At 27.1% G+C, this 13,045-nt stretch carries 11 protein-coding genes; 4 read left to right on the forward strand and 7 right to left on the reverse strand.

Translation table 11 applies throughout. The features are described 5' to 3' along the window. Positions 1-8 precede the first annotated feature (8 nt). The 4 genes from IC173_RS20970 to IC173_RS10070 all read right to left on the reverse strand — a co-directional run bounded on the left by IC173_RS20970 (position 9) and on the right by IC173_RS10070 (position 5,002). The gene (locus IC173_RS20970) at positions 9-173 is read right to left on the reverse strand and encodes a hypothetical protein (RefSeq protein WP_413927547.1); all 165 of its coding nucleotides are present in this window, start codon (positions 171-173) and stop codon (positions 9-11) included. A gap of 90 nt (positions 174-263) precedes the next feature. Continuing rightward, positions 264-1,364 (reverse strand): APC family permease, encoded by a 1,101-nt coding sequence (locus IC173_RS10060; protein ID WP_413927548.1) that lies wholly within the window; start codon positions 1,362-1,364, stop codon positions 264-266. Between the two features lie 36 nt (positions 1,365-1,400). Continuing rightward, on the reverse strand, positions 1,401-2,621 hold the full coding sequence (locus IC173_RS10065; RefSeq protein ID WP_227855490.1) for a M20 family metallopeptidase: 1,221 nt from the start codon (positions 2,619-2,621) through the stop codon (positions 1,401-1,403). A gap of 368 nt (positions 2,622-2,989) precedes the next feature. Beyond that, positions 2,990-5,002, reverse strand: coding sequence for a sigma 54-interacting transcriptional regulator (locus IC173_RS10070; RefSeq protein WP_227855491.1), 2,013 nt, complete (start codon positions 5,000-5,002; stop codon positions 2,990-2,992). 612 nt (positions 5,003-5,614) lie between these two features. On the opposite strand from IC173_RS10070, the gene IC173_RS10075 reads away from it, so the two are divergent. Continuing rightward, on the forward strand, positions 5,615-6,265 hold the full coding sequence (locus IC173_RS10075; protein WP_227434583.1) for a Crp/Fnr family transcriptional regulator: 651 nt from the start codon (positions 5,615-5,617) through the stop codon (positions 6,263-6,265). 149 nt (positions 6,266-6,414) lie between these two features. On the opposite strand, the gene IC173_RS10080 is transcribed toward IC173_RS10075, so the two are convergent. Both IC173_RS10080 and abc-f read right to left on the reverse strand, forming a co-directional pair. Beyond that, positions 6,415-7,791 (reverse strand): MATE family efflux transporter, encoded by a 1,377-nt coding sequence (locus tag IC173_RS10080; RefSeq protein WP_227855492.1) that lies wholly within the window; start codon positions 7,789-7,791, stop codon positions 6,415-6,417. A gap of 15 nt (positions 7,792-7,806) precedes the next feature. After that, the gene (gene abc-f, locus IC173_RS10085) at positions 7,807-9,720 is read right to left on the reverse strand and encodes a ribosomal protection-like ABC-F family protein (RefSeq protein ID WP_227855493.1); all 1,914 of its coding nucleotides are present in this window, start codon (positions 9,718-9,720) and stop codon (positions 7,807-7,809) included. Between the two features lie 135 nt (positions 9,721-9,855). Here abc-f and IC173_RS10090 point away from each other — a divergent pair, with 135 nt between their 5' ends. After that, positions 9,856-10,488 (forward strand): redox-sensing transcriptional repressor Rex, encoded by a 633-nt coding sequence (locus IC173_RS10090; protein WP_227434586.1) that lies wholly within the window; start codon positions 9,856-9,858, stop codon positions 10,486-10,488. Between the two features lie 147 nt (positions 10,489-10,635). Continuing rightward, positions 10,636-11,181: an FmdE family protein gene (locus tag IC173_RS10095; protein ID WP_413926949.1), complete on the forward strand. Its 546-nt coding sequence runs from the start codon at positions 10,636-10,638 to the stop codon at positions 11,179-11,181. A 213-nt stretch (positions 11,182-11,394) separates the two neighbouring features. On the opposite strand, the gene IC173_RS10100 is transcribed toward IC173_RS10095, so the two are convergent. After that, positions 11,395-11,565: a DUF362 domain-containing protein gene (locus tag IC173_RS10100; protein WP_009888017.1), complete on the reverse strand. Its 171-nt coding sequence runs from the start codon at positions 11,563-11,565 to the stop codon at positions 11,395-11,397. 284 nt (positions 11,566-11,849) lie between these two features. On the opposite strand from IC173_RS10100, the gene IC173_RS10105 reads away from it, so the two are divergent. Further along, positions 11,850-12,917, forward strand: a complete 1,068-nt coding sequence (locus IC173_RS10105; protein WP_227483538.1) for a CapA family protein — start codon at positions 11,850-11,852, stop codon at positions 12,915-12,917. Positions 12,918-13,045: the final 128 nt, after the last annotated feature.

Consider the following 13,045-nt stretch of genomic DNA (forward strand, 5'->3'; position numbering starts at 1 on the left):
ATAAAATATTACTGAATTTTTTCTCTTGGAATATATAATTTTGAATCTTCTGACTTATCTTTGCACTCACATTCAATTTTTTTATTTTTTTTCATAAGTACATATAAAGGTACTATCAATAACATTGCTCCTAATCCTATCAAAACCCTATTTTGAGTTATAGGTTTTGACATATCTTCAACCCAAGCTTGTTGTAACAGCCATAAACTACCTAATATAGCTACTGTTGGTATAACAGGGCCAAAAGGAATTTTAAATGAAGCCTAGATATCTGCTTTTTTTCTTAAAACTATTACGGCTAAACAAGTTGGTATGTATTGAGCAAATCTGGCAATTACACTCATTACTGCAAGCTGTTCAAAACTTCCAGTTAATACAAGTGGTATGCAGAAGATTAAAGATATTATTATTGCTACATATGGAGCATCATATTTATTTGTTTTTCCTATAAATGCTGGAAGAGAGCCTTCTTCTGCTAGAGCAGAACCACACTTGGGAGTTACTATTGAAGAACCTATATTTATTCCAAATATAGATATTAATGTTGCTACAGATATAAATACTTTACCATAATTGCCTAAAAATACGCTTGAAGCGTCTGCGATTGGAATACTATTTTCAAATAATTTGTCTCCAAGTATACCCATACAGACAACTTGAATTAAGATATAAATTATTGCACATATAAATATTGTAGTTATTAATGCTATTGGAAGATTTTTTTTAGGATTATCCATTTCTCCACTTGCTACAACAAATGATTCAAATCCAGTAAACGCGTAAAATACTAATATTATAGCTGGTCCTATACTAGAATTTACAACATTGCCTGAAGGAACAACATTACCAAATTTTATAAAGAATATTCCTACTATTACAAAAACTATTAATGGTACTAATTTAGCTATGGTTATTACATTATTCATTATCTTTGTACTTTTAATTCCAAATAAGCTGTTTATTGAAAGTAATGTTACTAATGCCACTGCGATATATCCTTTATATTCAGTAGCAGCTTCTGGCCAAAATGCACCTAAAGCTGTTGCAAATCCTACTGCTAGTGTAGACCATGATATGATTCTAATAACCCAAGACATTGTACCAACTTCAAAACCTATAAAATCACCAAATGCCTTTTTGGAGTATAAATATGCACCTCCATTTTTGTCAAACATACTTCCAGCCTCTGCAAAACATAAAAGTATTGATAGAACCAGAAGTGTAGCAAAAATATATATAAATATACTATTTTGGCTCGCTAGATTGTAAACTTTACCTGGTAGTAAAAATATACCTGAACCTATGATACTATTAATTCCTAATAATATCATACTAAATAACCCTAATTTTTTAGCTTTTTCCATATTAATTTATCTCCTATTCTTTTATTAATTACCATATTAATTAAAATATAAAGTATTCATTACATGCATCATAACTCCTATTGGAAGACAATCCTCATCTACATTAAATTTAGAGGTATGAAGAGGTGAAGTCAGTCCTTTTTCCTCGTTTTTGCACCCTAAATGGAAGAATGCTCCTTTGCAATGTTCTGTATAAAAAGAAAAATCTTCACCACCTAATGAAGGGTTTGCTCTCAGTATAAATTTTTCTTCTCCAAGTAATTCCTTAGTACTTGAAATAACAGTATCTACTAATTCCTTTTCATTTATAACAGCAGGGTAATTTTCATCGCTCACGTGTAATGTTCCAATACATCCAAATGCAGATGCTGTATCTTCAACAATTTTAGTAATCTTATTAATTACAAAATCTCTTGTCTCACTATTTAAAGTTCTCAATGTACCCTCTAATTTTACATCTTCACATATTACATTATGTGCATCACCACCATATATTTTGCCTATAGTCAAAACTGCAGCATTATTTGGTTCTAGGTTTCTACTTATTATGGTTTGTAGTGATGTAACAATTTGTGAAGCTGTGACTATTGCATCAATACCATTTTCAGGATACGCACCATGAGCTCTTTTACCCTTAACACTTATTTCTATAGTATCAACACTTGCATTTAATGTGTCGTATTTCGTTTCAATAAATCCTGTTTTAATGTGTGGCATGACATGAAGCCCAAATATATAATCAGCTTTAGGGTTTTCTAAACACCCATCCTCAACTAAGAACTTTGCTCCACCAAAACCTTCTTCTGCTGGTTGAAATAAAAATTTTACATTTACATTTAGATTATCTTTCATTGAATAGAGTACTTTGCATGCTCCAAGTAACATTGTTGTATGCGCATCATGACCACAAGCGTGCATTTTTCCATTATGTATTGATTTATAAGGTATATCGTTTTCTTCTTCTATAGGAAGCGCATCCATATCTGCTCTTATACAAATAGTTTTATCTGCATTTTCTTTTAAAATGTATGCCATAATTCCATTGTGTTTTGTAAATTCCATATAATCAATTCCTATTTCTTTTAAATAAGAAATGACTTTTTGTTTTGTAAGATTTTCCTCAAGAGCTAATTCTGGTATTCTATGTAATTCTCTTCTAACATCTATTAACCAAGGTTTTATAGAATTACAACTTTCTATTACAAAATCTTTTTCTAATTCTTTAACTTGATTTTTTAATTTTAAAGCTGGTTGCATTTTTATTCCTCCAATTACTTTTTATTGTCTTGTTAATATAGTTAAGCAATTATTATGCCATGTTTTTTTACTTAAGAATTTTGTTTTTTATAAAAATATTGAATAAAAAAAATCATTGCATTGTATGAAAAGTATGAAAAATAAATATTATATTGCAATTTTCAGTAAAAAATTTTGTTTTGGATAAAGATTGCACTATATATGAGTATTTATAAAAAAAATAGGAAAATTGTTATTTATCCTATTCCTATTAATTCCTATTAATTAGATAAAAATAGACTATAATTTTGATGTATTTAGCAAACAAAAAAATCTACTAAGGAGACAAACTATTCCCTAATAGATTTTTTATTTAATAGTTGATAAACTTATAGAGTTTCATACTTTAATTTACTATAAAAGATTTCTCCTTTTTGAGTTATTTTACTTCCATATCTTCCCGAATTACAAATTATAAATTCTTCTTTTTTTAGATATTCAAATATTTTTTTTATTTTACCTTCAGTAATTTGAATATTTTTATCTAGTAATCTTTGCAAAATTAGTCCTCTACCAATACCAACATCTGATTCTTTATTTAAAATCAACAATTCTAGTATATTTAAAATATCATTTTTATTATACTTTAGTTTTAATGAGGAATTCTTATTATCTAAAGTCCTTAAGTTTGGAGGTAAGTCCTTTTCAAGTACAATATCATCACACATAATATTTAAGTAAGATGTTACATTTTGGAGTTCTCTTATATTACCTTTCCATTTATAGTTTTGTATAAGTTCTTTTGCCTCTGGTGTAATCAATAACTTTTTATTAATTAAATCTTCCATAATAATTAAGATATCTTCTTTTCTCTCCCTTAAAGGAGGTATATTTATTGGAATTGTATTTAATCTATAATATAAATCCTCTCTAAATCTACTATTATCAATCATTTGTTCTAGGTTTTTATTAGTAGCTGATATGATTCTAACATCTATGTTAATTATATTATGAGAACCAACAGGCATTATTTGTTTTTCTTGGAGAACTCTAAGTAGCTTTGTTTGTAGTTCTAAGGGCATGTCGCCAATTTCATCTAAGAATATAGTTCCATTATTTGCTAATTCAAATAATCCCTGTTTTCCTTCTTTTAGCCCCCCAGTAAAAGTACCTTTATCATATCCAAATAACTGACTTTCTAGTAAGTTTTCAGGAACAGCTGCGCAATTTACTGCTATAAATGGCTGATTTTTTCTAGTTGAATTATTGTGTATAGATTGGGCTATGAGTTCTTTACCAGTTCCACTTTCACCTCTAATAAGTATACTTAAATCAGATTTAGAAACTTTTTTAGCTAAATCTATGCATTCAAGCATCTTTGGGCTATTTGTTTTTATATCTTTGAATGTATATTTCGCTATTTGCCCTTTTTCTCTTAATTTTTTAGTTAAATTTTGTTCCAGCTTTTTTATGTATGTTATTTCTTGTAAACTGTAATATGTACCCATTTTTTCATCTTTATTGTATATGTTTTTTTTATTTACATTTATATACTTTTTATCAAATATAATAACCTTGTCCAATATCTCTTTTTCATTTAATAAAACCTTTAAACTATCTATAAACACTTCTTGAATATATTTACCATAGATATCCTCTTTTATGTTTAAGATGTCTTTTACTTTACTATTATATGTATTTATTACACCATCTTTTGAAGTAAATAATATTCCATCTTTTGATAAGTTCAATATTGTATCTAATTCTTCTATCTTTAAAAACAGTTCTTTATATTTATCTTTTATACCTGTGTCTAAACTTATTATTTCTTCTGAGTATTTAACCAGATTAGATTGTATTTCTTTTGAGTCTATTTGTAATAAGTTTATTATTTCTATAAAGGTAGAAATATCTATATATCTATGACCTAAATCAAAAATATCTGAGATAGAACTAGGGACTTTTTCTGGAACTCCTGGAGTTATAGCTATCTTTATATCTTTATAATTATTTTCGTTCATATATGGAACTGGTCTAATATTAGTTACTCCAATCTTATAAAATAAGCTTATAGTCTCTAAAGTAGTTTCATCAGAATCATTTACAATTAAAGCATTTGTACCTTGTGGTAAGGATAATAAATCATATACTTTATCTTCCTTAAAAGTTCTTCTTATTACAATAACTTTTTTCTTGTCTAATATATTATTTATAATTTTGTCTAATCTTTCTACAGACATTACCAATATTACATCATCATTTATAATATCATCATTATTTATTTCATCTATAAAGTATCTGTTAATTTTTATGTAATCTCCAAAAACTAACTTTAAGTTATTTTCCAAAAAATCTATTAAATCTTTTCTGCTATCATTTACTAAAGCTACTGATTTTTTCATTGATTTCTCCTTATTTATATAATAAATAGTTTTTAATAATATTTACAGGAAGGTTATTTCCATAATCAATATATCTTATTGTATCTAAAATTGTACAAAACTTATATAATATTAATACTTAAACTATTAAACATTATTAATACTATAAAATAATTTAATTTTAATATCTTTTTTATATAACATCAATAACTTTATATCTAACCTTTTAAATTTAATAGCGTTTTATACAAAAAAGAAGGTGCCTAGATATGATTTTTTGAGAATCATACATAGAAACCTTCTTCCTTATAATTAAATCTTGTCACCAAATCCCCCTAATTGTTGCTTAAAATTCAAAATGTATGTATATTTTTCATTTCTATTCGATTAAATTATAATATACATCTAAAAAATTTATTTTAACAAATTCTATTGATAATACAATTTCATAAATATAGAATTATATTAAAATAAATAATATATGAAAATATATATGTATAAGTTTATTCTGCTTGAGTAGAATAGATTTGTCAAGATTAATTTAATTGTTATATTATCTTTTGTTAAAAATTAATCTAAATTAAAATATATAAATAGAATATTTTATACAATATATCATAAAAGGAGAATTTAATGAAAGCAGAAGAGACGAGCATATACCCAATTATTAAAAATAATTTAAATCAAGTATCCATTGTTGAATATAAAAAAGGGCAAAGATTTGTAGCATCAGATGAAGATTTGCAAGAAGTCTTTTTTATAATAGAGGGAGTTGCATTAGTAGAATGTTCCACTAGAGGAGGAAATAAATTTCTTGTTGATATTGTACCAGAAAATGAATTTATAGGTAAAATTAGTTATATATATGAACATAACTTGAAATGTGATATATTTGCAAAAACTAATATAAGATTATTTAGATTTAAAAAAGATGTATTTGATGAGTTATATCTTAAAAGAGATTTTATTGAATTATTTCACAGTAAATGTACAAGAAGAATATATGAGTTGTACAAAACTAGAATGGTAAGAGAATTATTTTCTTGTACGGAAGTTATTGCTTATTGTATCTTAAAAAAACAAGAGCATAGTATATGTAAAGCAAAGCATATTCGTAATTTTAGTGAAATTTATTCAATCAGTAGAAAGAGTAGATACCACTCCCTATTGAATTTAATTGAAAAGGGTATAATTAAAAAAATAGATAGCACATATGAAGTTTTGAATTATGATAAATTACATAGATTAGCCTTTGAAGTAAAGGAATTTTTAGAAGATAAATAGTTATTAATATTATTGTTATTTAATTAAAATATAATATAATAATTTATATAAAAAATAAAAAATAGCTTCACTGAAAACTAGAAATAATTTAGCTGTTTTCAGTGATACTATTTTAAAGTAATATATACTACTAAAATACACTATTGTTATTAATCAATTTCCTTAACTATGTTAATAGCCCATTTTTTAGATAATGCTCTAGGTACCCCAAATATAAATTTTACAACTTCTTCACTGTAAGTGAGTAGAACAAGGATGAATATAGGTGCACCTTTAAATGCAGCTATAAAAGTTAAAGGAAGTGAAGCTAACCACATACATCCTAATTCTAAAAATAGAGCATATTTAGTATCTCCACCACTTCTCAAAATACCAATTATAATTAATGTATTAAATGATTTTAGAGCCATTAGTATACCCATTATAAAAAATATTTTAGTTATATCAGAAGACAAGCTATCAGAAACACTGAACATCTTTAATAATAATGGGATATTTAAAATTAAAATAATTCCAAGTATTAAGCCAGCTAAAAACACTAGTATAGAAAATTTCTTAGCATATTCAATGGCTCTTTTGATATGGTCAGCACCAAGTTCATTACCAAGCATAATAGATGCACCAGATGCAATACATACAGCAGTCATTATAAAGAAGTTACCTGTACTAGTTGCTATTTGGCTTGCTGCTATAGCGGATGTACCTGCCCTTGAATAAGCAACAGAATACAGGACAGTTCCAACTGCCCATGCAGAGTCATTTACAAATATAGGGAAACTCTTTGATGAAAAAGATTTGATAAAAATCTTATCGATAGCCTTTAGATTTTTCAACCCAAATTTTAATATATAGTCTTTTTTATAAAAATACACATAAGTAAGCATTAAAATTAATTCGCATATTCTTGCAATTACAGTTGCTAAAGCAGCTCCTTTTACGCCTAATGCAGGAAGCCCTAAATTACCAAATATAAATCCATAATTTAAAATAACATTTGTTACAAGAGCAAATGCACTGCAAATCATACCCAACTTAGGATTCCTAACACCTCTAGAACCAGTACTAAACACTGTACTTATAGCTATCAATGGATAACTAAATACTGCGATACTAAAATAGTCTATACAAAGTCTTACAACCTCTGAATCATAAGAAAATATGTGTATTATTGGTTTTGGTGTTAGTAGAGCAGGGATAACAAATACAAAGCTTAAAGCAAGTGCTAATATACAGGTAAGACCTGTAACCTTTCTTATATTACTAATATCTTTTTTTCCATAAAACTGTGAAATAAAAACTCCAGCCCCGCCTGTAATACCAGACAGAGACATATTAAAAAGAAAGAAAAATTGGTTTGCAACTCCAACTGAAGCTACAGATACTTCACCTAAACTACTTATCATAACTGTATCTATTACATTTACAGATGTAGAAATTAAGTTTTGTATGATAATAGGTATACATAAAGATAGAAGTATCTTGTAAAACCTTTTATTTTCATCCTTTAAAGAAAACAATGCTTGCAAATAATCCTCTCCTTTTTACATAAACTCTTCCCACTCATCATATAGAGAGGAAAGTTCATTTTCTAAACTGATTTTTTCTTGACTGACTTCTTTAGCTTTCTCAGGATTAGAGTATACTTCTTCTTGACACAATAGCACATCTAATTCTTCAATTTTAAGTTCTAGTTTTTCAATTTCTTTTTCTATACTTTGCCTTTTTATCCTATTTTTCTTTTCTGATTCTCTTTGTTCTCTTTCTTTTCTTTTTTCATCTTTTATTTGAGTCCTTGTTTTTTCTTCTTTCTCTTCAACAATACTCATTTCTTGAACTTGTCTTTTCTTATCAATATAATAATCATAGTTACCTAAATATTCAGTAACTCCATCTTCATCTAAAACAAGAATCTTATCTACAACAGTATTTAGAAAATATCTATCATGTGATATTGTAAATATAGTACCATCATAATTAGTTAATGCTTCCTCAAGAACCTCTTTAGAATCAATATCTAGGTGGTTAGTAGGCTCATCTAACAATAAGAAATTTGCATTTGATAATATAAGTTTAAGTATAGCCACTCTAGCTCTTTCTCCACCACTTAATGTAGAAATTTTCTTGAAAACTTCTTCATCAACAAATAAAAATGCTCCTAACATATTTCTTAAAGTGGTTTGAGTAAGATGATTATTGTTTTCCCAAATTTCATCAATTATAGTGTTATCCAAATTAAGAGTTTTTTGTTCCTGATGGAAGTAAGAAACATGGACATTAGTTCCAAATTTAATATTACCATTAATAGGTTGTAGCTCATTAGTTATTATTTTAAATAATGTAGACTTACCAATGCCATTTGCACCTATAAGAGCAACTTTTTCTCCTCTATATATGTCTAAGTTTAAATCTTTAAAAAGTATTCTTTTTCCATATCCCATAGAGACGTCTCTAATTTGAAGGACATCATTCCCACTTTGAACAGATGGAGTAAATTGTATACGAGCTTTTTTTCTATAAGCTTCGGGCTTATCTAAAACATCCACTTTATCCAATGCTTTTTCTTTGCTTCTTGCACGTTTTAGGTGCTTTTCCCGACCATACGCTTTTAGTCTTTCAATAGATTCTTCTTGTTTTTTTATTTCTTTTTGTTGGTCTTCGAATTTTTTTAGTTCTAGTTCTTTTTCTATTTTAGACAGTTCAACAAATTTAGAATAGTTACCATTATATACTCTAAGTCTTTTATTGTGAATTTCAAAAATTCTATTTACAGCTTGGTCTAAGAAATATCTATCATGAGATATTAGCATAATAGTACCTTTGTATTGTTTTAAAAATACTTCTAACCATTCTATTGCTTCAGAATCTAAGTGGTTAGTAGGCTCGTCAAGTAATAATAAAGTTGGTTTTTTAAGAAGTAATTTTCCTAAAAGAACCCTAGTTTTTTCACCACCAGAAAGTATACTTATTGGTTTATCCATATCATTGTCACTAAATCCTAATCCTTTTAAAACTCCCTTAGCTTCAGACTTATATCCATATCCATTTAAATCTGAAAATAATTCCAACTTATGTGAATATTCATCCATGATTTTTTCTAAAATTGGAGAGCTTGTTTTTGTGCTTTCCTCAGATATTTTAACTTCCAATTCTCTTAAATAGGACTCCATATCTATCAAATCTTTAAAAACTTCCAACACTTCTTCTAAAATGGTATTATCCGAATAAAAATTGGTATTTTGTTCTAAATATCCGATTTCACAATCTTTAGAAGTGTAAATATCTCCACTATCATAGCCATAAATTCCTGATATTATTTTAAATAAAGTAGTTTTTCCAGTACCATTAATGCCAATTATACCAATTTTATCGCCTTCATTTACTGTAAAACTAATATTTTCCAATATAGAATCTATACCAAAACTTTTATTTAAGTTGTTACATGACAAAACAATCATAAATTTCTACCTCCTTGAACTATCTAAAATTATAATGTTTTGATATAATATAATCAAGGTTATATGTATTAGTTTTGAAAAAGAAATATTTTATTGTGAATCAAACAAAAAAGAGGACACTTTTAGGAGGTGAAAATGTTGGGAAATAAAAATATATCAATGGCAGTTATAAGAAGGCTCCCAAAATATCATAGATATCTTGGAGACTTATTAGATAGGGATATACAAAGAATATCTTCTAAAGAATTGAGTGATATAATAGGTTTTACTGCTTCTCAAATAAGACAAGATTTGAACAACTTTGGTGGATTTGGACAACAAGGGTATGGTTATAATGTAGAGGCCCTTCATACTGAGATAGGTAAAATACTTGGATTAGACCGACCATATAATGCAGTTCTTGTAGGAGCAGGTAACTTAGGACAAGCTATAGCCAATTATGCAGGATTTAGAAAAGCTGGATTCGAGATAAAAGCTTTATTTGATGCAAATCCTAGAATGATAGGTTTAAAGATAAGAGAATTTGAAGTGTTAGATTCAGACACTTTAGAAGAGTTTATAAAAAACAATGATATAGATATTGCTGTATTATGTATACCTAAAAATGGAGCACAAGAAGTTATTAATAGAGTTGTAAAAGCTGGAATAAAAGGTGTATGGAATTTTGCACCATTAGATTTAGAAGTTCCGAAAGGTGTTATAGTTGAAAATGTAAACCTAACAGAAAGCTTATTTACTTTATCATATTTGATGAAAGAAGGAAAGTAGACAACTTAAACATATTAATAATAAGTAACTATGAAGAGTATTGAGAAAGTCAGAAGATTTAATATTAAATCATCTGGCTTTTTAAAATATTAGGATAAAAGTTTAAATAATGTATGCAAATAAATAATATTAGGGAGCGTGAGTTTTGTGGAGGAATTATGGAAAAAAGCAATTGAATTTCATGGTCATGAATGTCCAGGTTTAGCTATAGGATTTAAAGCGGCACTTGCAGCAAGAGAATATTTAGGATGTAAACAATCAGGAGATGAGGAAATTGTATGTATTTCTGAAAATGATGCATGTGGAATAGATGGTATACAAGTTGTATTAAGTTGTACAATGGGTAAAGGGAATTTGCTGCTTAGAATGACAGGGAAATCAGTATACCATTTTTTTAATAGGGAAAATGGAAAGTCTATAAGAATATATGTAAAGTCAAAACCATTTGATATGGATAGAGAAGGGTATAAAAAATACTTATTGGAAAGTGAATTTGAAGATATATTTGAAATTACAGACACAAAATTAAGACTTCCAGAAAAGGCAAGAATATTTAAGTCTCTTAAATGTGAAGTGTGTGGAGAGTTTGCACCTGAGCAATATATAAGAATTCAAGATAGTAAGAAGGTATGTCTTGATTGCTTTAGCAAATACGAAAGATTTTATGAAGAGGGAAAAGAAACATCAAATTAAAGATATTAGGTTTATACATAACAATAAAAGAGTCAAAGAAAAGGATTATATACAATACTATTAAATTTATACAATAGAAATAAATGCTTTATTTCAATGGAGTAAAGTAATGATATTTAAAAGTAAATATTATTTAATTTATATATAATAAAAAGAGACTGATTAATATTGATAAAATCAAATTAAGCCAGTCTCTTTATGAATAACCAATTATTATTCTGGTTGAGGTGCATCTACAGGACAAGCTCCTGCACAAGAACCACAGTCTATACAAGAACCAGCATCTATAACATATGCGTCGTCTCCAGCTGATATACAGCTAACAGGGCATTCAGCCTCACAAGCACCACAGCTTATACAAGCGTCAGTAATTTTATATGCCATTTTGAAATCCTCCCTTTTATATGTATTGTAATTCAATAACATTATAACAAATATTATTGAATATAACAATTAAATTAATTCTACAACAAAAACTTTATTATGATATTCTTATTTTAAAGTTTTACAATAAAGTTTAATCTGCTTATATTTTTATTTATCTTAGAGAAGTTTACCTTAAAAATAAAATTAAAGTTTAAAAGCTATGTATGGAGTACATTTAAAAATGTTATACTTTTAAAAGAGTATATTTTATTAAGAATTTATTGCTTTAAAGGAGATTTAACATGAAAAATAAGTTAGTTTACATATGTATTATGAGTTTATTGTTATTTGTAGTAGGGTGTTCTAATAATTCTGAGAAGGAAAATAACATTAAAAAAGATTCTAATAATAATCAAAGTCAGGTTGAAGAACAAAAAAGAGAGCCTGTAAAACAAGATATAACTATAAGTTTTGCTGGTGATGTAACTATGGGAAACTATAAAGGTTCATCATACTATGGTAGTTTCGACCATGAATTTGAAAGACAAGGAAAAGATTATGATTATTTTCTTAAAAATGTAAAATCTATATTTGAAAAAGATGATTTAACAGTAGTTAACTTAGAAGGTCCTCTTACTAATGCATCAAAGGCGAAAGAGAAGAAGTTTGCATTTAAAGGCAAACCAGAATATATAAACATTTTGAAGTCTGGAAGTGTAGAGGCAGTAAGTGTTGCAAATAACCATTCAGAGGATTATTTTGAAGAAGGTATGAAAGATACAAAGTTCATACTGGATGAAAATAAGATAAATTATTTTGGTTTAGGTAAAGACGCAGTAATAGATGTTAATGGAATTAAAGTAGGTTTATTGGGATATAATGGATTGTCAACTGAATACAATGAAAAAAACTTAAAACAAATGGAAGATGATATTAAAGCCATAAAGGAGAAGTCAGATGTTGTTATGGTTTATTTTCACTGGGGAATAGAACTGGAATATTCTCCAGATAAAAAACAAAAAGATTTTGCTCATTATGCAATAGATAAGGGTGCAGACCTGGTTATAGGTTCTCATCCTCATGTAGTTCAAGGGATAGAAAAGTATAAAGATAAGTATATAGCTTACAGTTTAGGAAATTTTTGTTTTGGAGGAAATAAGAATCCTTCTGATACAGATAGCTATATATATCAACAAACTTTTACCTTCTCAGATAATAAACTATCTTCAATTAAAGAGCCAAATATAATACCAACAGCAATAACATCTAGTAGTTCTAGGAATAATTATCAACCAAAAGTACTAGATGGAAGTGAGAAAGATAGAGTTTTAAATAAGCTAGAAAAAATAAGTAAAGATTTAAATAATTAAAAGTGTAAAAAAAAATAAATATATATATTTATTTTAATAATTTATATTTTGTTTTAAAGTTGGGAAAACGTGGTATTAAATAAGTAGATTTTAATAGTTAAATTATAGTCAATTGCTATAATACTATC

The sequence above is a fragment of the Clostridioides sp. ES-S-0048-02 genome, from assembly GCF_020658495.1.
GTDB lineage: Bacteria > Bacillota > Clostridia > Peptostreptococcales > Peptostreptococcaceae > Clostridioides.